Origin of the sequence: Mesorhizobium sp. WSM4935 (genome assembly GCF_029625735.1) — a bacterium.
In the GTDB taxonomy this organism is placed as follows: domain Bacteria; phylum Pseudomonadota; class Alphaproteobacteria; order Rhizobiales; family Rhizobiaceae; genus Mesorhizobium.
In genome coordinates this window covers 1-21,841 of the sequence record NZ_JARTVR010000021.1, presented here as the reverse complement: position 1 = coordinate 21,841, position 21,841 = coordinate 1, and the positions used below count along the sequence as shown (strand labels likewise).

The following is a 21,841-nucleotide window of genomic DNA, read 5'->3' as shown; positions in this document are numbered from 1 at the left end:
TCGACAGTGCATCCAGAGAAAGAGGGAGCCCAACCAGATCGTCGTTTCGGCGGCTAAGCGGACTGAAAGTCAAAGAAGCAGGCGGTTGGTTTATTAGCTCAAGGCAGATTCGATGCGCCGAAGATCGTAGACGATGAGCGCGCAAAGCTGCTTGAAATGCTCCGCATAGGTTCCATGCTGGGTAAGCACATCTTGGACGATGGCTTTCCCCTCAGAACTGCCGGAATGCCCCTTCACCTTCGAACGGATGTACTGAACTGCGCGAAGCCCTTCGAGAAGCACGGAACCTCCATCGGGACTTTTCAGAGCGACGAGCTTTTCCAGCAGGGCGATGCTCTTCTCTTCGCGCGTGTAGGGTTCCGATACCTTATCCAACGCAGATCGGAGGGACTTCGTATCGAAGCCTTCGACGACGAGCTTCGATAGATCCATGATAGCCTCAGCCCACTCGTCCTTGCTGGACGAGATCGGAGGATTGGCGCGATCTAGGAGATCCTCGTCACGCAGCGTCCACCATCCAACCTCACTTTCTCGCCAGCGCGCAAGGATGGAAAGCGTTTCCGCGCGCGGATGCCGGAACGTGACGTACTCGCCCTTGAAGTCGTTGATGTAGGCGCGTTCGGAAATGCTCGCTTTCGGCGGCTCATTGAAGGATTTCCAATGGAGTTGCTCGTTGAAGGGCAGGTTGCGCAGATAACAGATGTAGGCGAACACTTGCCCGGCGTCGTTGACGTCGTAGCCGCGTAGCGTCCACGATGTGCGGCAATCGATGTCCCGCTCGTGAACCGTATATTTTTCGCGGTCGGTCTTGTACTTCGACAAGACCTCCGGCCGGAAGAACGCCGGGGACAACTCGTAGGGCATATCATTTCCGCCCGCTTCAAAATAGTTGGTCGTGGCGGCGGGGTCCGTTGAAATCTCCGCGATCTTGTTATTTCGCCAGTCCTGCGCGATGAAGCTAACATAATCGCGCTCGGAGCTTCCGAACCACCGGCCGGACACATTCTCGCTGACGGTGCGGGCATCGCGCGGCCGGATAATCTGAACGCCGCGCGTATAAGCAGCGCCGGCTTGGGCCTTCTGTCGGTACAGGAAATCGTCTGAGACGCGCACAACCTCCTCAGGACCGTCACTCCAGCCGCTAAACCCGCCGTAACGGAGCAGCGTGAAATCGAACATGCGCACGAGCACATACCCAGCGATTGCCAGATATTCCTCAAGATCCGACCAACTGAACGTTACCAAGCTTAAGTCATTGCGCTTCTTATGCTCCACCGTGATAGAAACAATATCGGCAAGATCGCCATTGCGATCGAACCGACAATACGCGCTGCGCTCGGAACGCCAGTGAATACCGGAAAGATGCGTGTATTCCTGATTGGCTTCGAAGTAGGTCCGCCCCGGGCCGGACCAGCCTTCGAAGGTGCGCCCAAAAATGAGATCGATGCCGGCATCCAAGGCCGGCGATCCCCGGTGATTTTCGCGCTCGATCCACATCGTATCGCGCCCGCCACCCGACGCGTAGCTCGCAATGCTTGTGTACGGATTGGCGTCCCAGTGAAGCAAAGCCTCGGGTCCGTCGGCCGCGAGGGCGTCGGCTGGAACCGCTATGCTGTAGACGAAGCTATAGGGCCCTGATGCGTAGATGATGAGTTCGTCGCTTCTGGCGTTTGCCTGCAGGTCGTCCAGATGTCGCCCGGCGCGAATCCATTTGTCGAACGCGCCCGCATCATCGGGCACGCGATCGGCGGCCAGGATCGTTTCTGCAATCGTCTTGTGCGCGTAAGAGGTCATGGAAATTTAGGCCGCGCAGTCTTTCGATAACGGTGTCGTCACCCAAAAGGCGACGTTCGCATCCGAATGGGTATGTCCGCGGGGCGTCATTTGCCGTCGAGTCGACGGGCAAGTCGCACGCCTGGTCCTCCTCCATTCTGTTGGATGAATTCGATCCCTGCTGCTTCCAACGCCGCCGTTAGCGCTTCAAGTGTTGCTGGCCTAGGGATCGTTTGAGAGCCCTCAATTCTGGCGAGTGTACGAACGGTCAGGCCCGATGCGTTCGCCAGATCCTCTCTCGTCCAATCAATCAAGGCCCGAGCGGCACGCAGTTGTTGGGGCAATATGTCCTTTTTCATGACATTCATCTTGTTAAAAGTCACAAAAAGTGACATAAGTGATGGGGACGAAGCGGCCGCACAGGTGCTTGCTACACCAGTGCGGCCTGACCACACCAAGCTGTTGCGGAGCTCGGATCATGGCTGATTCCGACAATACCACGCCTTTGTCTTTCGTCACCCGCAGGAGGGTACTTGGTGCAACGGCGATTGCAATCGCCGGATGGGAGAGGAACGCACTTGCTGGTGAGGCAGCAGGGGCTGTCCCCTCCGATCCCACCCTGGCGATTTGGCGAGAGTGGCGCAATGCTCGCGATGCCAGCGAGCGCCTCTGCGATCAGAGTGCGTACCTGGAGCGCACGCTCGTTGAGACCGTCGGCTTCCCGTGTGTGACCGTCCAGTTGGCGGACGGCGAGGAGGTGACGCTTCATTCCATCGGAGCACTCCGCGAGGTACTGGGCTCAGATGCCGACGCTGCCGAGGGGCGCGCGGCGGCAGAAGCCCATTTGGCGGCTCGCCAGGCGCGCTGGGATGCCGCCGACAGGGAGATCGGCTACTCAGCTGCTTTGGTGGCCGAACACCAGGCTGCCGACCGAGCGGAGGAGCTGCTCGAGGTACTCTCCAGAACCCACGCTAGTTCCCTTGCCGGTGTGGCCGCAAAGCTTGATGCTGTGCTCATGGCAGGGCAACCCTCAGAAGACAGTGACGAGTTCCCTTGGCCGCAGATCCGTATGGTCTTGGACGATATTGGCCGGATTGCGCGCCGGATAGGGTCGAGCCAGGAATTCTAAAAAGCAGATGCGCCAACCGGGACGTTGCTAAAGGCTACAGCTCAATCGGCCGGTACGCGCTGGCGGAGTAGAAAAGGAGACAACGGCGTACATAACGGCCATGCGAGATTGCCAAGATTTCTACGATCCTTGCCCTGACGCCGCCGACGTGCGTCCGAATCCGGGCATGTTCGATGAAAACAACGCGGAAAGAAGCTGTTGGTCAACTCGAGGCCGCCTCGTCCTCCCGCGTTCGCGCCGTCGACGATGCGTTGCTGGAAAAAACGGTTCAGCTCTTCGAGGCGCGAACCGGTCGTGCGTTGACCAAGGAGGATGCGCGCCAGATCGTGGAAAACGTCAGCGGCTTCTTCCGCATCCTTGCCGAATGGCAGAAGATGAATTGAGCAAAGCGGGCCTGAATCTCATCAGGCTTTGCCACTCGAAACCGCCCAGCCGCAGCCAATGATAACAAAGCGGACCCTGGACGATGTCTTTGCTCGTTCCGGCGAGCAGCGCCGACTCATCAACGACCATCTCGTATGGCGTTGCTTGGCTGGAAAGGTGCGAAGATGGGGACAATAACCAGGCGAGGCGCACAGACCGCGAAGCCAAGCAGCTTCATGAAGGCACTCCTTTATGCGCGCGTGTCCTCGAAAGAGCAGGAGAAAGAGGGCTTCTCCATTCCGGCGCAATGCAAGCTCTTGCGAGAGTACGCCCTTCAGAAGCAGTTCGGCATCGTCCAGGAATACATCGATGTCGAGACCGCCAAGAGCAGCGGACGAACCAACTTCGGTGAAATGGTCAAATACCTGCGCAAGCACCCCGGCGTGCGAGTCGTCCTGGTTGAGAAGACCGATCGCCTCTACCGCAATCTCAAGGACTGGGTGACGCTCGACGAATTGGATGTCGAGATCCACCTCGCCAAGGAGGGCGTGGTGCTATCGCGCGACTCGCGCTCCTCGGAAAAGTTCATGCACGGCATCAAGGTGCTGATGGCCAAGAACTACATCGACAACCTTTCGGAGGAGGCCCGGAAGGGGCAGATGGAAAAAGCGGAGCAGGGCATCTGGCCCTCCAAGGCGCCACTCGGCTACATCAACGTAACCGGCAAGGACGGCAAGAAGGTCATCGAGCCGGACCCAGTGTTGGCTCCCGTTGTCACCAAGTTGTTCGAGCGCTATGCGACTGGGCAGTATTCGCTCAAGGCGCTGACGAAGGCGGCGCATGGCGAAGGCCTTATTTACCCTAAGAGCGGTAATCCGGCGCCGGTGAGCACGGTGCACGCCATCCTGCGCAACCGGCTCTACACGGGTCTGTTTCAATGGAATGGCAAGCTCCACCAGGGCAAGCACGATCCGCTGGTGTCGATCGAACTCTGGGAACGGGTCCAAGGCGTACTGGCGGGCCGGCATGCGACTCCGATCCATTCCTTCGGCCATGAATTTGCCTTCACGGGCCTCATGACCTGCGCTGAGTGCGGCTGCGCTGTTGTGGCGGAGATCAAGAAGGCCAAATACGTCTACTACCATTGTACGGGCCATGCCGACAAAGGCCGGGGCGGCTATGCCGACTGCCGCCGCAAGTATATCCGAGAGGAGGTGTTGGACAAAACGTTTGCCGCGTTGCTGGACAAGCTGCACTTCGATGAGGAGGTGCTGGATTGGGTACGCGACGCCCTCAAGACGAGCCATGCCGATGAGCGGCGGGACCAGGAGCAGGCGATCGAGCGGTGCCAGACGCAATACAAGCGCCTCGAAGATCGCCTCCAAGCCATGTACCTGGACAAACTCGATGGGCGCATCGACAACGCCTTCTTTGACCGCATGTCAGCGCAGTGGCGAGTCGAACAGACGCGTCTCTTGCGTGATATGGAGCGCCACGGCGAAGCGCAAGAATCATACATGGAGGACGGCGTTCGGCTCCTGGAATTGGCTCACAACGCTGGCCAGTTGTTCCTTCGTCAGCCTCCGCACGAGAAGAAACGGCTTCTGAATCTGGTACTGTCGAACTGCAAGTGGAACCGAGGGGAGATTCAAGCAGCTTTCAGGCAACCTTTTGATTTGCTTGCGGAAACGGTGGCGGCGGCAGTCATTGAAGAAGCCGGCGGAGCTGAGTTGTCCACAGGGCATCCAGTTTGGCTGGGGAACCTGGATTCGAACCAGGACTAACGGAGTCAGAGTCCGTGGGTCTACCGTTAACCTATTCCCCAAAAAGCCTTTGATTTCAAGGCTTTGGCCGAACGAGCGAAAAGCGGTTAGACACTTTTCTTGCGGGAGTTAGACAAAACCCGTTCTCGTTTCGAGCCGGCTTGTATCACATTCGCCATGTCGATCAAGACCCCTGATACGTCTGCGCTCGAAGAATAATGCTCCGCCATCTCGATCGTTTCCTGGCCAAGGAAATTCTTGATGTCCTCAAGCCGGTACCCTTGTTCGCGCAGATCGGTCGCCACCGAGTGGCGCAGGCCATGCATCGTCAGGCCTTTGCCGGCGAGCCCGCGCGCAACGCAATCGTCGAAGAATTTCCCGATCGACGCGGAAAAGCCCATCTCGGTCCAGGGTTTCCTGTGCGAATTGAGGCAGAGCATCGTGACCTCGATCTCTGAAACCGGCCACGCCTCCAGCGCTTCGTCCAAAATTTTGCGCAGTTCTCCTAGCGCCGGCAGCTTCATGATCTTGCCGTTCTTCGACGCTCGGAACGAGATATAGCCGTCCCGATAAGCCATTCGCGGCAGCCGCAGGATGTCGCCGCGTCGCATGCCCAGGAATCGGGCGAGCGCAATCGGCACCTTGTAATGCAGCGGTGCCGCAGCCAGCACGTTCACCCGTTCCATCTTCGTCCACGGGCGATTCTCTTTGCGCCGATCCTTCGCGATCTTTGCCTTTTCGAGCTCGAGGCAAGGATTGGACGTGACCAGCCCGTATTCCTTGCCGTGTTTGAAGGCGGAGGAGAGCATAGCCATCATATGGTTGGTGAAGGCGCCGCGGCGCTTCTTGACGGTCTTGTCGCGCAGCTTGGCCATGAATGAGGTGTCGATCAAAGCCAGGGGCGTACCCGCGATTGGCTTCAAGTGGTCCATGTACTTTTGATAGTCGGACCGGGTGCGCGGCGCGAGATCGGTGAATTTGGGCGATCTCTTGTAGCTTTCGAGCAACGCGCCGAGCGTGCCGGATTGGACCGCTTTAGGTGCATGGAGCTTATCGAGACGATCGACCTCTGCCGCCAAGGCCTGGCCGGTCAGCTTAGGGTCGATCGGAGTCCCGCTTTTGCGGTGATAGACGCGCTCGATGCCGAGCCGGTCCTTGTAGCGCTTGAGCCCTGTGATCTTAACCCTCATCGAGCAACCCCAGCCATTCATCACCCGTTGCCGGTTCCGATTGGTTCCGGCTGTCCAGCCACCTGTCAAGCGCGCGCACGTCGTACCGCACCAGGCTGCCGATCCTTGTCGGAGACACCCCGACATGCGTCTTCAACCATTCGACCGACTTGCCGCCGCAATACTCGGCGGCCTCGGCGGGTGAGAGCATTCGTTTGGACGGCAATGGCACTGCGCGCTGTATCCCCTTCAACCATCTCGCTCGGAAATGCCGAGATAGCGCTGCAGGCGCTCAGTAAAGGCGAGCTCTGCCTTCATGGCACCCCATGGCACGATGGCGCCAACCAGCTTGGGCGGAGGCAGCGCTACGCGCGGCAGGCATGCGCTGCGCGAGCTGGCGCCGAACAGAGCAGTGGCCTCCGCGACCAGCATGCGATCGTCCATCTCCCGTATCTGGCGAGTGTATTGAGGCACGGCGTTGATGTCGGGCAGCCCGGCCGCCTGGTAGATCGCCACGTCGATGCTGCGCTTGACGGAGGCCAGCGCCCGGTGCGCCAGCCGGTCGACGAAGGCCGCTCCCTCCATGCCAGCCTGTTCCGCCAGCCGGGCAATATGATGCTGGATTAGGTCGACCGCCGGCCGGGTGATGTCGCCAAGCGCGTATTCGTGCCCGTCATGCAGGAGGAAGTAGCCCGCGGCGACGCCGTCGCCGGTCTCCCGGTAGAGCGCATCGGCACCCATCACGGAATGTTGGGCCACCGAATAGGCGGGGCAACGGTAGAGCCCATTGAACCGCGCCAGCTTGGACAGCGTGTTGGCCATGTCACCGAAGCTGATGTCGGATGGCTTGGGGTCGACCAGGTCGAAGGCGGATCCGTCGGGCTTGAAGGTTGGGATTACCGCTGCCTTGGGGTTGCGGCTTGTTTGCTCCGGCCTCATTGCGTCACCTGCGGCATGGCGGCCTCTACCGCTTGGAGAACGCTGTTCCGGATAGCGGGGAAGATCGGCAGGGACTCTAGATAGCTCGACAGCACTGCCATGCAGCGTTCGCGCTGACCGGGCCAGGGGTCGAGCAGGAGAGCGCCCCTGGCGGCACAATATTCGCCCCAGGCCTGGACCAGTCCTCGCGTAGGTTCTGCATCCGCCGGGAGCGGCAGACGGTTCGGCGCCGCATGCCTGGCCTTCTCGATCATGTCCTCGAGCAGATCCGGGCGGATGGTTAGCTGCTTGGTGCTCGTCAGCACCGCCAGCCTTGCCGCATTGTCGCGGAATTCGACTATTTCCGAGCTGGTGAAGCCCGCGCGGATGAGGTCTTCGGGCTTTACTCCGCCACTCACGGCGAAGAGATCGCGCATGGCCTCGGACATTTCGAGGCAGCGCGGATGCGTTTCAACGAATGCTTCCGGAAAGGCCGGGCGGTTGCGCGACGAGGGTCTGCTGATTTGCTGCAAAGTCGGTCTCCTTGTGAGGTGCGTCAGATGGCGCCCACCGTGAGGGCGGCGCAGAACAGAAGGGCGGCAATGAAGGCTGCAAATGGGAGCCTATTCGCGAGTGCTCCGGCCCTGTGATAGCTTGCCGGACGCGAGGCAGGGGCAGGGGGCATTGAGTGAGGAAAGTGGTTTGGGCTGCCGCGACGTTTTGGTGCGCCGTCGCGGAGCAGGCATTCGCCTATAGCGACAAGCAGATGGCAGTCATGTCCCATCTCGGGCAGGCTATCGCCGGCACGAAGATCTGTTCGAAGCTGGAGATTAGCGAAGGCGAGGTGGCCGTGATGATCACCGCCTACAAAGTTGACCTTGCCGATCCGACCATCGCGGCGGTCATTCGCAGCAAGGTCGATGAGACCGTCAGTGCGTGGGCCGGTAAAGGCGAGGACCTGGCATGTGCAGGGGCGCTTATCCTCTACGGTCCGAGTGGTTCCAACGTTCCAGGGTTGCTGCGCATCAAGGACTGATTTCATCTGCCTACTCCGATAACGATATGGTAGGTAATACCTACCTACTTTGTCAAGCTGAGTAGGTTGGCTTTGCCGCTGCCACTCTGTGGATTGCTGCGCTGCTGCGGGTTCCTTTGTACTTGTTTTGTTCTCGGTCGTGAGTCACACTGTCGCGGCAAAGGAGGCAGTGTTGCTCACGTATTTTGTTGTCCAGAGTTTCAATTTCACGCCCAGAGGAGCAATCACGGCCGGAGAGGCGGTGGAGGTCCAGGATGTCGAACATGCTTTGCGCTTAGCAGAGAAATTGTCTGGATGTTCGGCGGGCGTCGTGGCGTTTAGCCGTACGGGTGATCCCTCAAGCGGCGAGTTCGATGATGCTGTCATCCTCTACGCAAACGGGATCGTTCCGGCGCTCGAGGCTGAAATGCCGTTAGCCTGCTGACGGAGACACTCGAACCACAGCCGCTTTACCCCATCCCAAGGACTCGGGCCTTCCCGCGCAGTCTCAGACACAATCCAGAAACAAAGTAGAAAAACTCCAGAAATCGTTCGAGCGTAAAATTGAGCTCAGAGGGTCGATCATCGGCTGCAGCAATGCAGCACTTGTTCGGATTGGCGACAAGCGATGCAAAGGTTCTCGATCGGCTTGATAGGCGCGTTGCTGAGCATTCCGCTCGTAAGTGGCCCGGTTGAAGCGGGCCAGGCAAAGGTCGCGACAACCCGAACCGAGCGATGCGCCGCTCTCAACCGCCAGGTTGATGAGGCCCTCGGAGGCCATGCCGCGGCAACGCAGGTCACCGCGGCGAAGGCACTACAACGAAAAGGAAACCGGTTCTGCTCTGCCAAGAAGGAAGCGCAGGGAATCCGGACGCTTGCGAAAGCTCTGAAGCTGCTTGGCGTGACACCGATCGATCCCGACGCAGTGCCCAAAAACGACCTGCATAGCAAGGAGAAAAAGCCATGAAAAAGTCCCTCCTCTCCGCTGTGGGCCTCGCTGTTAGCCTGGCCTTCTCGATGCCGGTTCTAGGCTACGCCGCCGCCACCAAGACGACCGCGCCAGCTGCCACGACCGATACCAACATGACCACCGCGCCGGCCACAACAAGTGCTACGAAGCCGCACCAGAAGAATGTGGCGAACAAGACGGTCTGCAAGCCGACCAAGAAGCACAAGTGCCCAGTGAGACACGCAAGGCATCATACGAGGCATGCGGCGGCTGCATCAGCCGCACCCAAGACAAGCTATTAAAGTGCTACCCAGCTATGAGGAGGCCGTTCCAGCAACCATTTGGGACGGCCTTTTTCTATTCTTGCTGGCACGAACTGGTCAGGTCTCGGTCCGCTCTGCAGGAAGGTGGCCCCTCGCCTTGAGCCAGATCAGGGAGATGTCGGCTTACCGAAATTCGCTGCGCTAGCGGTCGGTACAGCTTCGGCCCAAATCACAGACCGGGCGGGTCAATTCCTTTTTTTCGCGAACGCCCACACCATCAGCGGATACTCTTCGTCGTTGCTGAGATCCCGCCACACGCCATAAGCCCTCACCGGCCCGCCGATGTGGGCCTTGGCACATGCCTTGTTACCCCAGCTAAAGGCCTGCACGTCATCCGCGGCGAAACCGCCTTCGACCATCAGTTGCTTGAGCCCCGCTGGCGTCCAGCGGTTGTAGTCGTGCGGGCGCGCATGCACGCGAAACAGGAAGGGCGTCGCCACCATTGCCCAGCCGCCGGGCTTCACCATGGCGTAGATGTTGGCGGCGGCCGCCTGCGGGCGCTGCACATGCTCCAGCACCTGGTCGGCGATGACGATCGAATATTGCTCCTCAGTGCGATCCCTGCAGATGTCGAAGTCAGGGAAATCGACCGAGCGATAGTTCGGGCAGAGCGTCCGCCAATAGCGGTTCCAGCCCGGCGAGATCTCGATCACGTCGCGCGATTTGCGGTTGGCCGCTTCAAGGAACATTGTGAAGGCTTCGATCTGGCGGATGCGCAGCCAGTTGCGCTCGTCATAGCGAAGCAGCCGCTTCACGGCATGTTTGCTTCGGTTCTTCAGAGCAACGGCAAGGCTTGTCATTCTCGACCTCCTCCTGCCCGCCGCGAAAGCTCCTTTATCGCACAAACGGTGCAAAAGAATGACAGCGCGAAGCTCGGTGCCGAAGGCGCCGGGCTCGAACTGGCCTACCGTACCTCAAGAGAGCGTCACCTCCGGACTGAGATGCTGTAAGCGCAATGCAGAGGTTCTGATCGGGCGCTGTGAGAGCCCGCTCGGCCAACTATCCGTGCTCTCGCTCCCAGTCTGCGGCTGGCCGCCTCCCGAACTTGGCCCTGCAGGATAGCTTGCTAGAACCGCCTCAAGCCGAACTAGGCGTGCTTTCTGGGCGTTGAGTTCATATCCACAACGCCAAGAGTTTCTGTTTGATTTGCAGCCGGTGACTAGCTCCGCCTCCAGCCGCGAGATTCTGAGCTGAACCGCGTCGATCTGATTGACCAGCGCCGACTTCACGGATTTCCGACTATGCATGGATTTGATCCCCAACAGGGAGCCAAACTTCATGAATGTCGAAAGGTTCCTACAAAGGTAGGTTTCCGGTGGATCGCCCCAGCAAGCGCTGATGCAATTCGTTGTCATTGCTGAACAGCGAAGGAGCCGGCGCTGAACGCGCCGGACTCCAGCCGATCAGACTGCGATCAATAATTGCCGCTGTAATACCGGTCGTCGCAGGGCGCCGTGTAGATGCGTCCGTAGCGGTCCTGATAGCGGCAGAGCTGATCGCCGCGGCGCTGCGGCGTAGTCGCAGAGCCGACCACGGCGCCGAGCAGTGCACCGCTCGCCGCGCCGATCACCGTGCTCTTGGTGTTGCCGCCGATCGCCTGGCCGACCAGCGCGCCGCCGGCGCCGCCGAGCAATGCGCCGGTAGTGGCCCGCTGTTGGCCTTCGGTTTGCGTCTCGCAGCCGGCGAGCGCCGCGGACATGAGCACCGCGAGAATAGCCTTCTTGAGAAACATCACTAGAACTCCTCTGAAGCCCCAGGGACTGACGACGGGGGCGAACGAAGCTGAACTGCGGTCGCATTGCGGCGGAACGGCGGCACGCCGGCTCACGAAGTGAATCACGGTTTCCCCGCAGTTGAAAGCCATGGTTGCCAAACGGGAAAGTTCGTTGGGCAACGGTAAACAGCCGGCCCCGTTCAGTTGATCTTCAGCGGCACCAAAAATGCAGACCAACCGCGATGCTCCGGATCCGCCTCGATTTGCTCGAGGGGGGTGGGGAGCGGAACCGCTTTACCGCCTTCAATCATCCCTTCGACGTGGAACGCCAGGGCCTCCTCGGCATGGTCGCGCGCTCGTCAACAGTTGCGCCGGCGGTCACTACGCCGGGAAAGTCGGGAAATGATACGCCGAAATGGCTGCCCGTCTCTTTGTGGACCAGTCCGACGTATTGGCGCATTGGTGGCTCTTGCCGCTTGACAATTGACCGCTAGGTTTAAAGCACCCGTACAACGGGGCACGGCGATGGACAAGTTTGCAGCGGCCGGCAAACCGCCCCAAGAGAGGCGCAGAGTTCGCGCCGCCCAATACTTACGCATGTCCACGGAGCACCAGACCTATTCCCTCGATAACCAGAGGGATGCAATCCGCGGTTATGCCGAGGTCATGGGCTACGACATCGTTGCGACATATGAAGACCCGGGCCGAAGCGGATTGCATCTGGAAAGCCGGCCCGGCCTCAAGAAGCTGCTCTTTGACGTGGAGCACGGGCTCGCCGATTTCGAGACGGTCGTCGTCTACGACGTGAGCCGATGGGGCCGGTTCCAAAACATCGATGAAAGCGCCTCTTACGAATATCGATGCCAGATGGCCGGCGTGCGGATTGAGTTTTGCGCCGAGCAATTCGGGAATGACGGCAGCGTCGGGTCGGACGTGCTCAAGGCCATAAAGCGCAGCATGGCGGCGGAATATAGCCGGATGCTGTCACAGAAGGTCTTCATGGGCCAGGTGAGGGCGGCCGGGATGGGGTTCCACGTCGGCGGCTTGCAGGGGCTGGGACTAAGGCGTCTGATGATCGACCAGTCTGGTCAGCCTAAGCTGGTGCTCGCTCGCAACGAACACAAAAATCTCCAATCTGACCGGGTCATTATCGTGCCGGGCCCGCCGGAGGAGATAGCGACTGTTCAGCTGATCTTTCGCCTCTTCGTCGGGTCGCGCAAAAATGAGGCCGACATCGCGAGATACCTGAATGCCCGGGGAATCGCGAACGACTTCGGCCGGCCATGGAAACGAGAAGGGGTGCGCCGTGTCCTCACCAATGAGAAATACATCGGCAATAACGTCTGGAATCGTCGCTGCACCAAGTTCAAAAGCAAGATGGTGTGGAATCCCCCGGACCAATGGGTAAGAGCTGAGAACGCTATCGAGCCGATCGTAAACCGCAGATTGTTTGAGAAGGCGCAGCAAAAAATAGAATTGCTCTACCCGCGCATGAGCGATGATGAACTGCTGGCGGCCCTGCGCAGTGTCTACAAACGCGAAGGGAAGCTGTCTGATGAGATCATTAACGCAGCGCCCGAATGCCCCTCGAGCTGGCGCTATAGATCGCGTTTCGGAGGCCTGCTTAATGCATACAGGCTGATTGGCTGCCTGCCGCCAAGGAAGTGTCACTTCATTGACCTAAGGAAGCGCCTCGAAGCTACCCGCCACCAGGTAATGGAAGACCTCTTGGTCGCGATCAAAGGGGCGGGCGGGCAGGCTTCTTATGACCCAGGAACTGAGCTCGTCCGGATCAATGACGAGTTCACTGTGGTGATCGCGATCGCTCGTTGTCGCGTCTCGCACAGCGCCTATCCCCGCTGGTCTTCGAGGGCTGCGGGAGAGGTCCCGGCGGATATCTTCGTTCTCATCCGAATGCATCCCGGCGATCTGGCCATTCGCGATTATCTGATAGCCCCAATGCACGAAATCGCCGACATCAGGGGAAATCTCCACGTCAACAATGGCATGAAGCTGGATTCGTTTCTTTTCCCCTCACTGGATCCACTTGTTGCGCTGGCTGAGCGAGCATCCGTGGGGAGCGCTGGATGAAGGCACGCGGCAAAGTTTTGGGACTGGAAGCCGCCTACCGGGTTCTGCAGAACAGCCGCACCAGGCATACCGCACTAGTGGAGGAGATGTACGAACCTGCCCGTCTGTTCACCGGTACCTGGCTGCGCAGGACCTATGAGGCTGAATGCGAAAGAACCCGCAAATTGACGGCTGAGGCGCAGATCCCTCGTGACCGGCTCGATACTATAGTTCGAGCGATGCGAGATCCGTTGAAGCAGGAACCATTCCGCCGTCTGTTATCGGCCGAAGGCCTCGCGGCCGTGCCGAAGACGCTGGCTCAGCGGATCAACGCCGAGCAACCGGCGCAAACCTCGTGTCCACCTGCTGAACCGAAGCCCTTGATCAGCGGAATCTCGTCCGAGGTGCTGGATCTCCTGCAGGAGTGGTACGTGCCGCCCCAGGTGTTCGCCTCGTTGCGCAGGATGCTGCCGGAAAGGCAGCTCAAAGCTGCAAAGCTGATGATTGCCCTCAACCGGGCGAACTTCCATTATGCGCAGCTTCTCAGCACGCTTACGCCAGTGTCGCAGTTGGCGGACCCGTCCAGGCCGAAAAGGAAGTTTGCCAGCGTAACAGCCGAGCAGCTTGCTGCCATGGAAATCGAGTTTGACGCGCTGAATGATGAATTCCTGCACTGCGCCAGCCTTTGCGGCATGTGGGCGCTGGAGCTTATGGCGGCAAGGTCCTATCTCGACCGGCTGATGGAGAGCGCGCGAGTGGTCAGATACCTTGCGCAGAATTTCCCAGATCAGCTCGCAAAGCTGCAGACGATCCTGGATATCCCAACGGGCCGGGAAGCTCTGGCGCAGCCGAGCAGATCCGGCCGAAAGCGCAAGCACCTTGTCTTTTGAGTGGCCGCCCGACCGCCGTTTGTCCAAGGTGAGCGATCGCTCGGCTTTGACATCTCCGGTCGGGCTCTCAAAATGCTAGGTGACTACGTCCGGCTGCCGGCAAGAAAAAGCCCCGCCGATAGTTCGACGGGGCCGCATTTCTCAGAGCGGTGTTGTTCGGCGAACGCGGTCGCGTTCGGCCTCGATGTCATCATAGGGCTCTGCCGTGGCGTCGAATCCTGTCCATCCGGCGGACTCGTAAGCGCTACGCCTCTCGTCGAGATTGACCGAACGCTCCCCGCGCAGAATGCGCTCAGCTTCGCCGGTAAGCCGATCATCCACCCTGGCAGTCACCAGGCTGCCGCCGCGGCGAACGCCCTCGGCATAGACATGCGCATCGCGCTCTGGAACGCCGGACGCCGTCAGCGCTCCCACGATCCCGCCGGCGGCTCCCCCGACCACAGCGCCGCCCACCGCGCCGACGGCCGTAGCGGCCAGCCAGCCTGCCGCCACGACAGGCCCGACACCGGGTATGGCCATGATCCCGAGCCCCGTAAGCAGGCCGCCAGCGCCGCCGACTAGCGCCCCGAGGCCCGCGCCGGCGGCGGCATCTTCGCCGGCTTCTGAAGTCTCATCGCCCCGATACCAATTGTCGGAATTGTTCGCCACGATGCTGATGTCGTCTCGCGGCACGCCGATCGCTTCCAGTTCGCTTACGGCGTCGGATGCGTCCTGATAGTCATCGAAAAGTCCGGTGACGGTTGTCATGTTTCACTCCATCTCGTGAGTTCGGTTATCGAGCGCCGGCGACCACGTTGCCTTTGAAATCGAGCGCGACGGCCACCTGCTTTCCATCCTTCTCGGCGGTGCCGCGCCAGATGCCCTGGTCGTCCTTCGTCAGCGCGCTGACATTGGCGAAGCCGGCATCCTGGATCCGCGATTTCGCCTGTGCTTCGGTAAAGCTGTTGGCTCCGGGCACCGGGGCCGATGCATTCTGGTCTGTGTCTGTCGCCGCGGGCGCGGTGCTGGTGGTTGCGGTATTGTCGGTTTTGCCGGAAGCGATCTTGTCGATCATCTCCTGGTGCATCTTGAGCGTCGGCAGCGTCTGCTGCGCGAATGCCTTGAGAGCCGCGTTGTCGCCGTCGGCCGCATAGTCCTGAAACAGCTTGACCGCATCGGCGTGCGCGTCTTGCTGCATCTTCACGTAGGATTGGTCGCCCGACCCGCTCGACGATTTCAACGCTTCGAGATCGCTCTTGTGCTTGGCGTCCGTCTCCGCCGGAACCTGCAGTTTCTGCTCGCCGGCGATCGACTGCAGCTTGGCGTTGGCCGCGCCGTGATCGGTAATCATTTTCTGGGCAAAGCCGTTGACGGCCTGATCTTTCGCCTTGCCCTGGACGATCTTGCTGGACTCGACCTCGAAGATCCCGCCTTCCGCCGCCTTGTTGACGAACTCCTGCGCCTTTTCGGCACTAAACGCCGGATGGGCAAAACCCAAGGCGACGGCCGTGCAGAGCGCGGCCGATAGCAAATGAAGCTTCATGGATAATCCTCCAACGCACTGAATGTGCTCGGAGGCAAACAGGGGGACGCAGCGTTTGTTCCAACGGCAGTCCGATTTCTCTCCGAACTCCGGCTCAGGTATTGGGCTTGGGCCGCGTCCGCCGCTCCGAGCTGCGGCGGAACAGCCGGGCGCCGACGAGTTCGCTTATGGGAGGGCCCTTTGGCGTGATTGGCGACGGAACGTCAGGTCTTGGGCGGTCCGCAACGCCCTTTCAGCACGGCGATCTCGGTTTCGTGGTCACCGCCCGCCATCGACGCGACCGGCACGCCGATGAGGAAGACGCCTAGCGCGTCTCCGCTCGCAGCTCTGTTCTGCTGGTTTGTCAGAGTCGCCAGGCGCTCTTTGTCGGCTTGCGTGCAGGGGCCAGCATTCGGCACGCCTGCTATTTTGTCCGGTGGTGTCGCGCAGCCTGCAATGCAAACGAAGGCAGCGACGGTCAAAACAAACCGCTTCATAGTCCCCCCAAAATCCCAAACCCGCGGCCAACGTTGCTTAGCTTGGTACGGATGGCAAGCGGTCAAACTCGGATTCGACAACAAAGTCCAAATGAAGCATTATGCCACCCGGTGTCGGGGGATACCTCTGTGGATTTTCGATCGTATTTTGGCGCAGCGAGTGCGGTGCTGTTGTCGGGCTGTGCTGCCGACTATTTGAACAATTACGATACGACGACGCTTGCGTCCGGCGACGCAAACAACGTCAATTCGCTTCTGCAAACGGTCGATCCGTTCAATCCGAACAGCAATAACACGCATATCGAAGGCGACGGCCAGCGATCGGCCGCCGTCGTCCAACGCTACCGTGGAACTCCGCTCGTCGGCGCCGCGCAGCAAGGCGGTGGCGGCACACGCGACCTCGATTGCCTGCATGGAAGCGGTAACAACCCGGTCGTAGCCGGTCCGGTCGCTGTCGGTTCCGATCCCAACCGGTTAGACGGCGACCACGATGGCATTGGCTGTGAAAGGTGAGCGCGGTGAAATTCGGGATCCGCAAACCAAGCATCAAACGCAGCCTGGCTGCTCGCACTTCCGTCAAGCGAATGGTGAAGCAGCAGCTTGGCCTAAAGGCGCCGCGCGGCATGGGCTGGATTACAAATCCGAAGCGAGCTGCTTACAACCGGGTTTACGACCGAACGACGGTCAGCTTCTGGAGCATCCTCAAGAAGCTCTTCCGATAGTGGAGTGAAATTAAGGGGCTTGGACAAATCCCGGTACGGCAATCACTCTAACCAGTGGCGGCGGCGCACTGGCGCGAGACGCTCGCGTGCCACTCGATGGGCCGGCGTGCCGCTTCGTCTTGTGCTCGTGACGGTCGCTGCCGTTTCCGCCCTCGTCACGCAATTCGTCATGCATAACAGCGGGCCGCTGCCGGAGATCAACCTGCAGAACATCATCAAGCCGAGGCCGGTGTCGATCGCTGGCGTCGCCTCCGTGATCGACGGCGACACGATCGAGATCCACGGCCAGCGCGTGCGATTCAACGGCATCGACGCGCCGGAGAGCCGGCAATATTGCGACGACGCGAAAGGCTTCGAATATCCCTGCGGCCGCCGCTCCGCCGAAGCGCTGGACAAATTCCTGGCCGCCTCTAGGCCGGTGCAATGCGCCTTCGTGACATGGGACCGCTACGGGCGCTTTGTCGGCAATTGCACACGAGCCGACGGCGCGGACATCGCCGCCTGGATGGTCGGGCAGGGGCAGGCGCTGGACTGGCCGAAATACAGCAACGGCGCCTATGCGGCGCAACAGGCCAAGGCGCAGGCGGCGAAGCTCGGCCTTTGGGTCGGCAACTTCCAAGTGCCGTGGGATTGGCGAGCGCAGCACAGCGACGATTTGCAGGCGCCATCGACGCCAACCTTCGCCCTCGGCAGCGGCAGCGCCGGCTGCAACATCAAGGGCAACATTTCGGCGGAAGGCGAGCGGATCTATCACGTGCCTGGACAGGAATATTACGGCGTCACCATCATCAACCTGGCCAAAGGCGAAAGGTGGTTCTGCTCGGAAGCCGAAGCTGTTGCCGCAGGATGGCGGAGGTCGAAACGCTAATTTGACGTGCCGCTAAGACCGCGAATTAGCGCTTAGAGCGAACGACCGGCCTACGCCGCTCCGGCCTTTCGATTCTTCCCATCCAATCTTGTAATGCGGGGGTGTAATCGGTCTCGCCACATCTCGAAACAAGCGCTTTCAGTACGTTCAGCGGGATAGACAAGATGCCCCTTCTTCGGGAGTGAGATTCGGCCTCCCTTTCGCGAGCTAGGCTGTCCGCGAGTATCAAAACGCTCAGCAAAACTTGCGCCCTTTGGCGCCGCACTTTTGAAGAGCGCCGCGATTGTCCTGCGTAAAGAAACCTCACCGTCATTTCCACATCTTGGTCAATGTCGTCAGCCCATGACGCCGACGGAATTGGGGCAAGCAATCTCTCTATAGTTCCAGATTTTACGTCATCGGCCACCGCCTCGACTAACCGCTCGCAGTCAGAAAGATCAGGATCATCGTCCGTGGCTACGTCCGGGCCTCCAGACAAAGCATAGCTGACTTGGTTGGCGGCCGAAGCCAGTGGCTGGTCAATTGGGCTAGGAACCAGTGGCGAGAGAGATGTTTCGATGAAGGCCGGGCCGAAGGCTCGATAGTATTGAAAACGACGCTCGCCGTACAAAAATGAAAACGCCTTTGCTATTAACAAGTCGTGCTCAGCCAAACTTTCGAAGAAGGTTTTGTACTTTTCTCTAATATGCGAAAGTGCGTCCCATAATACACCTAAGTTGCCGTACCGCCCCCCAATTGGCGTAAAGCGATACAAGAGGCGTTGTTTGTAACCGAGAACATACATACAGAACAGCATCTCTGGAGAGGAAGTGCCGTGAAGGTGCCGCTCAAAGACCCCCTCGGTCGCCTTCGTTGTCAAAGCCAATCTGGATTTCGCAGTCTGGAAAATGGTCCAAACAACAGATATGGCCCCCGCGTTTTCACGGCTGCCTAACTTCACAGCCCGCATAATCAAACGCTCGACAATCGCGAGATACATCGCCTCCGGTATGATTAGGTAGTCAAGCGCGCCCGCCACGAACTCCAACAGTGGGAGCTCTTGATCCGCCGGAAAAATCGAACTCTCACTGAGGAGCGTTAAAATCCCTTCTCCGGCTTGCCTGGCCTTGCCGCTATCACGGAAGACAGCCATGTGAAGTGCCAGGTGCGATATAACAACCCACTCATTTTTTATCACGTGCGGAATAAGTCGTTCAAGTACAAGCTCCGAAATGCTGGAACTTAGAGAGATTAGGTTTCTAGCAAAAAAATACTCGAGGAAAGTCCTGTGAGTGAATTTGAAAGTCCCACTCCCCACTTCACTCATCACCCAAGCTCGACCGGTTAAAAAGTCGACCAATGACTTGGCTGCACGATGAGCGCTAGCCCGGTCGACATACCAGTCTTCAAAATGGGTCCGCAATTCCTGGGTCAGCCACTGCTTCGAGACGCCCTCTTCATTGGCTGCATCTCCAAATGTGCGAGAAGCCACGTAGCCGAACACATCCAGCAACTCCATATCGTCTCGGGGCACCTTCTGAACTACGATGTCGCGGCGACCATCCCATTTTTCGAACATTAAGGTCGCGCACTCTTTGTACACTTCAGGTCGGTTACTGGGTACGTCGCCACGGTAAACGAAGATCTGGACCATCAAACCGAGCATTAGGGGATTCTCCCTGAGATCTCCCCCGATCTTCGACGTTTGTCGAAGAAACTCTTTCGACTTTTCGGCCGCTACCTTCAAGCTTTCACCGCTTACGGCGCGGATGGACTTTGCACAGTATTTGCTTACTTCTTCTGGCGAGAAGCGTGCGAGGCCAAAAACCTCGAAATCTTCACAAAGTGGAGCATCCCGATAACCAACCAAACGAGAAGTCACGAGAACTGGACAACCCGCATAAATCTCCGCGAATTGCTCTATCAGTCCTACGATATTGCGACGCTCCCCGACCTCAAGCACTTCATCCAGGCCGTCAAAGATGAGGATCGCCGCTCCCATCGCGAGAGTAACCTGGAGAAAGCGCCCTGCGAGGCCGTCGTCGTTTTCCAGAGCGACTATCAGGTCATCACGTAGATAGTCAAAGAATGTATATGAGGGGTCCTGACGTTGCCTAGCCTCGAAGCTCCGTAAAACAATTCTCAAGGGGACCTTTAATTCCTGCGGGTCGTATTCTTTTCGACCTGGATTGGAATCCTCCAGAACTATGAGACTGGCTAGATCGTTGCAGAGCATCTGTGTCAGAGTAGACTTCCCACCACCTGGGTCCCCGAGAATTACTGCGCGATCGAATTGGCGCCGAAATGTGATGTAACCTATGCTTTGATCGGAATAGCCGATCTTAGCTGACGCTATTTCTGCTGGCGAAAGCGGTGTTAGCCGGCCATGAATTGCTAAGTTTCTTAGACGAAGTTTTTTGGTGCCTTGGAGAGTTTCAACAGTCGTGTAGCGGTTCGCCGCATCGATCGAGCGGGCGACCTTCACCCTTGCATCGCGTATTTCCGAGTATGACAGAGGACCTGCTTTGCCCTGCATCTGAAGAGACGAGCGCACCTGATTAACCTTTTCCAATAACTCATGGTGCTGAGCTCGGATGATTTCTAGCAGCGCGGCGTCCTCCACCGCATCTACACGCTCAACACAGGCTGCGAAAAGGCCGTCGAACAACTGACGGGATGTGAAGTGCAAATCCGAAAAGCGCGAGTAGAATTCGTCAAAAGGCGCAAACAGACTCTCGGGGCTAGCTCCGCTTAAAGCGCAATTCGCCAAGGCTTCTGGTATCACGGTTTTTTTAAGTTCGCGGAGAAACTCGGAGACGTTCTCGTCCAAATTGCCATGCGAATTACCGATTATCCGAGTTAGATCGTGTAAGGCCTTCTCTGATTGTTGCGCACCTGATGGGCGCACTGACTGGCGATCAGTCAGAGCCTTGTTGACTCGGTCCTTACGCCTTAGTTCTGCGGTCAGTGCCTGAAAAGGACGACGTATAGCGTCAAATAGAATATTAGAGGCCACCCCAAGGGCCATTTCGCCGATTATAGTCAAGTCTTCTCCCCGCAGCCAGCTTAGCCGTCTAACCCCACCTAAACTCTGCACCACTCCTTGGCAGAGTCGGAAGCACTAAATTGAGGAGAGCATTGATAGTCAACCGGAAAAGTCGGCTTGCCCCTGGGACTGCGTGGCAGGAGGTTCACGTGACGCGATCTTCTCTCCAGGCCGATCTAGTTGGTCCGAATAATTATCTGGGTGGCTGAAGCATCCGTATTCAATAGCGGAAAACGGCGCCGCCACTCTATTGATCACCGCGCGTTGTACTTCCCCACCACGCGATGGCAGATCGGCCAGTCGACGCGGCTCTCCGTAAACGTCTTCGCGGGCCGGTACTGCTCCAGCGTCCACTCGCGGTCGTTCATGCCGACAAGGCGCTTGATGATGGCTTCTTCGTCGCCGCGCTCCTTGGGCGGGGTGTGGAAGAACACGGCGTCGGAATCCCGCGCCGGCTGCAGATGCGGGTTCACCAGCGCGGTGTCGCCCGGCCAATAGGCGGGGATCATGGATTCGCCGCGCACCAGGATGCCGTAGCCGCCGCGGACATTCTGCAGCACCGCCGGCCGCTTCACCCAGTCGATCGCCTCGAAGGTGACGATCATGTGGCCTTCGCCGCCCATCGCCGCAGCGTAGATCGGCAGGTCGCGGCCGCCGACCAACTCGTCGCCGGGGATGATCGGCGTGCGCGAAGCTTTCAGCTTCGGCTCGCGCAAGACCGGCACGGGTGCGACGCCTGAGGCATCGAGCAGCCAGGCGACATCGGTCTTGAGCAGCGCGGCGAGCTCGGGGAGCCGCTCCATCGAGGGGCGGGTGGTGTCGGCCTCCCATTGCGTGACCGACACCCGTTTGATCTTGAAATGATCGGCGATGTCGTTCTGCGTCAGGCCGGCAGCCTCGCGCGCCTGGCGCAGGCGCTGGCCGAGGGTCGTCGAGTCGGTGCGGATGGTCGCGATCATGCCGCAGCATAGTAATTATTGCTTACTTTTTTGCAAGCGATTGGCTGTTGACATAGTAGGTAGGTAATACCTACCATCATGCCATGATCGAAATCGTCAGAATCGCAGCCGCCAAGGTTGGCGGATTGGGCGCGCTCGCCTCGCATCTCGGCATCCGCCACCAGGCTTTCTACTCCTGGAAGCGGGTGCCGGC

Annotated in this window: 24 protein-coding genes, 1 tRNA gene and 1 pseudogene; 12 read left to right on the top strand and 14 right to left on the bottom strand. The window is 59.1% G+C overall.

Annotation, left to right across the window (positions count from 1 at the left end; all coding sequences use genetic code 11):
- Positions 1–93 precede the first annotated feature (93 nt).
- Both P9273_RS29535 and P9273_RS29530 read right to left on the bottom strand, forming a co-directional pair.
- Positions 94–1,794: a hypothetical protein gene (locus P9273_RS29535; RefSeq protein ID WP_278052012.1), complete on the bottom strand. Its 1,701-nt coding sequence runs from the start codon at positions 1,792–1,794 to the stop codon at positions 94–96.
- An 86-nt stretch (positions 1,795–1,880) separates the two neighbouring features.
- A complete protein-coding gene (locus P9273_RS29530; protein WP_278052011.1) occupies positions 1,881–2,132 on the bottom strand; it encodes a helix-turn-helix domain-containing protein in 252 nt (83 codons plus the stop codon).
- A gap of 119 nt (positions 2,133–2,251) precedes the next feature.
- Here P9273_RS29530 and P9273_RS29525 point away from each other — a divergent pair, with 119 nt between their 5' ends.
- From P9273_RS29525 to P9273_RS29515, 3 genes are all read left to right on the top strand, one after another.
- Positions 2,252–2,902 carry a hypothetical protein gene (locus P9273_RS29525; RefSeq protein ID WP_278052010.1) on the top strand — a complete coding sequence of 217 codons (651 nt, stop codon included), beginning with the start codon at positions 2,252–2,254 and terminating at the stop codon, positions 2,900–2,902.
- A gap of 173 nt (positions 2,903–3,075) precedes the next feature.
- Entirely contained in the window at positions 3,076–3,285 is a 210-nt protein-coding gene (locus P9273_RS29520) for a hypothetical protein (RefSeq protein ID WP_278052009.1), read from the top strand.
- A gap of 216 nt (positions 3,286–3,501) precedes the next feature.
- Positions 3,502–5,049: a recombinase family protein gene (locus P9273_RS29515; RefSeq protein WP_278052008.1), complete on the top strand. Its 1,548-nt coding sequence runs from the start codon at positions 3,502–3,504 to the stop codon at positions 5,047–5,049.
- Here P9273_RS29515 and P9273_RS29510 read toward each other — a convergent pair.
- The 4 genes from P9273_RS29510 to P9273_RS29495 all read right to left on the bottom strand — a co-directional run bounded on the left by P9273_RS29510 (position 5,017) and on the right by P9273_RS29495 (position 7,648).
- A tRNA-Gln gene (locus P9273_RS29510) sits at positions 5,017–5,090 on the bottom strand. The genes P9273_RS29515 and P9273_RS29510 overlap by 33 nt on opposite strands.
- Before the next feature lie 45 nt (positions 5,091–5,135).
- The gene (locus P9273_RS29505) at positions 5,136–6,239 is read right to left on the bottom strand and encodes a tyrosine-type recombinase/integrase (protein WP_278052007.1); all 1,104 of its coding nucleotides are present in this window, start codon (positions 6,237–6,239) and stop codon (positions 5,136–5,138) included.
- A gap of 207 nt (positions 6,240–6,446) precedes the next feature.
- Complete coding sequence (locus P9273_RS29500) at positions 6,447–7,136, bottom strand: hypothetical protein (protein ID WP_278052006.1); 690 nt, start codon at positions 7,134–7,136, stop codon at positions 6,447–6,449.
- The gene (locus P9273_RS29495) at positions 7,133–7,648 is read right to left on the bottom strand and encodes a hypothetical protein (RefSeq protein WP_278052004.1); all 516 of its coding nucleotides are present in this window, start codon (positions 7,646–7,648) and stop codon (positions 7,133–7,135) included. Before P9273_RS29495 ends, P9273_RS29500 begins: the two co-directional genes overlap by 4 nt.
- Before the next feature lie 155 nt (positions 7,649–7,803).
- Here P9273_RS29495 and P9273_RS29490 point away from each other — a divergent pair, with 155 nt between their 5' ends.
- From P9273_RS29490 to P9273_RS29475, 4 genes are all read left to right on the top strand, one after another.
- A complete protein-coding gene (locus P9273_RS29490; protein WP_278052002.1) occupies positions 7,804–8,151 on the top strand; it encodes a hypothetical protein in 348 nt (115 codons plus the stop codon).
- Positions 8,152–8,323: 172 nt separating this feature from the next.
- Positions 8,324–8,575 carry a hypothetical protein gene (locus P9273_RS29485; protein ID WP_278052001.1) on the top strand — a complete coding sequence of 84 codons (252 nt, stop codon included), beginning with the start codon at positions 8,324–8,326 and terminating at the stop codon, positions 8,573–8,575.
- Between the two features lie 183 nt (positions 8,576–8,758).
- A complete protein-coding gene (locus P9273_RS29480) occupies positions 8,759–9,097 on the top strand; it encodes a hypothetical protein (protein WP_278052000.1) in 339 nt (112 codons plus the stop codon).
- A complete protein-coding gene (locus P9273_RS29475) occupies positions 9,094–9,381 on the top strand; it encodes a hypothetical protein (protein ID WP_278051999.1) in 288 nt (95 codons plus the stop codon). Before P9273_RS29480 ends, P9273_RS29475 begins: the two co-directional genes overlap by 4 nt.
- Positions 9,382–9,587: 206 nt before the next feature.
- Here the strand turns inward: P9273_RS29475 and P9273_RS29470 are convergent, their stop codons facing one another.
- The 3 genes and pseudogenes from P9273_RS29470 to P9273_RS29460 form a co-directional block, all read right to left on the bottom strand.
- On the bottom strand, positions 9,588–10,202 hold the full coding sequence (locus P9273_RS29470; protein ID WP_278051997.1) for a class I SAM-dependent methyltransferase: 615 nt from the start codon (positions 10,200–10,202) through the stop codon (positions 9,588–9,590).
- 614 nt (positions 10,203–10,816) lie between these two features.
- Positions 10,817–11,134: a YMGG-like glycine zipper-containing protein gene (locus P9273_RS29465; protein ID WP_278051995.1), complete on the bottom strand. Its 318-nt coding sequence runs from the start codon at positions 11,132–11,134 to the stop codon at positions 10,817–10,819.
- A gap of 182 nt (positions 11,135–11,316) precedes the next feature.
- Positions 11,317–11,576, bottom strand: a pseudogene (locus P9273_RS29460) (type II toxin-antitoxin system HicB family antitoxin).
- Positions 11,577–11,641: 65 nt separating this feature from the next.
- Here P9273_RS29460 and P9273_RS29455 point away from each other — a divergent pair.
- Together P9273_RS29455 and P9273_RS29450 are read left to right on the top strand one after the other, a co-directional pair.
- Positions 11,642–13,207, top strand: a complete 1,566-nt coding sequence (locus P9273_RS29455) for a recombinase family protein (protein ID WP_278051994.1) — start codon at positions 11,642–11,644, stop codon at positions 13,205–13,207.
- Complete coding sequence (locus P9273_RS29450; RefSeq protein ID WP_278051993.1) at positions 13,204–14,076, top strand: plasmid partitioning protein RepB C-terminal domain-containing protein; 873 nt, start codon at positions 13,204–13,206, stop codon at positions 14,074–14,076. Before P9273_RS29455 ends, P9273_RS29450 begins: the two co-directional genes overlap by 4 nt.
- Before the next feature lie 141 nt (positions 14,077–14,217).
- On the opposite strand, the gene P9273_RS29445 is transcribed toward P9273_RS29450, so the two are convergent.
- The 3 genes from P9273_RS29445 to P9273_RS29435 all read right to left on the bottom strand — a co-directional run bounded on the left by P9273_RS29445 (position 14,218) and on the right by P9273_RS29435 (position 16,074).
- Positions 14,218–14,823 (bottom strand): general stress protein, encoded by a 606-nt coding sequence (locus P9273_RS29445; protein ID WP_278051992.1) that lies wholly within the window; start codon positions 14,821–14,823, stop codon positions 14,218–14,220.
- A 25-nt stretch (positions 14,824–14,848) separates the two neighbouring features.
- On the bottom strand, positions 14,849–15,598 hold the full coding sequence (locus P9273_RS29440) for a DUF4142 domain-containing protein (RefSeq protein WP_278051991.1): 750 nt from the start codon (positions 15,596–15,598) through the stop codon (positions 14,849–14,851).
- 203 nt (positions 15,599–15,801) lie between these two features.
- On the bottom strand, positions 15,802–16,074 hold the full coding sequence (locus P9273_RS29435) for a hypothetical protein (protein ID WP_278051988.1): 273 nt from the start codon (positions 16,072–16,074) through the stop codon (positions 15,802–15,804).
- A gap of 129 nt (positions 16,075–16,203) precedes the next feature.
- Between P9273_RS29435 and P9273_RS29430 the strand changes: the two genes are divergently transcribed.
- From P9273_RS29430 to P9273_RS29420, 3 genes are all read left to right on the top strand, one after another.
- Complete coding sequence (locus tag P9273_RS29430) at positions 16,204–16,587, top strand: excalibur calcium-binding domain-containing protein (RefSeq protein ID WP_278051987.1); 384 nt, start codon at positions 16,204–16,206, stop codon at positions 16,585–16,587.
- A gap of 5 nt (positions 16,588–16,592) precedes the next feature.
- A complete protein-coding gene (locus tag P9273_RS29425) occupies positions 16,593–16,796 on the top strand; it encodes a hypothetical protein (protein WP_278051986.1) in 204 nt (67 codons plus the stop codon).
- Between the two features lie 106 nt (positions 16,797–16,902).
- Entirely contained in the window at positions 16,903–17,664 is a 762-nt protein-coding gene (locus P9273_RS29420) for a thermonuclease family protein (protein ID WP_278051985.1), read from the top strand.
- A gap of 25 nt (positions 17,665–17,689) precedes the next feature.
- On the opposite strand, the gene P9273_RS29415 is transcribed toward P9273_RS29420, so the two are convergent.
- A complete protein-coding gene (locus tag P9273_RS29415) occupies positions 17,690–20,689 on the bottom strand; it encodes an NACHT domain-containing protein (RefSeq protein ID WP_278051984.1) in 3,000 nt (999 codons plus the stop codon).
- A 254-nt stretch (positions 20,690–20,943) separates the two neighbouring features.
- Positions 20,944–21,648 (bottom strand): XRE family transcriptional regulator, encoded by a 705-nt coding sequence (locus P9273_RS29410; protein WP_278051983.1) that lies wholly within the window; start codon positions 21,646–21,648, stop codon positions 20,944–20,946.
- Positions 21,649–21,841 lie beyond the last annotated feature (193 nt).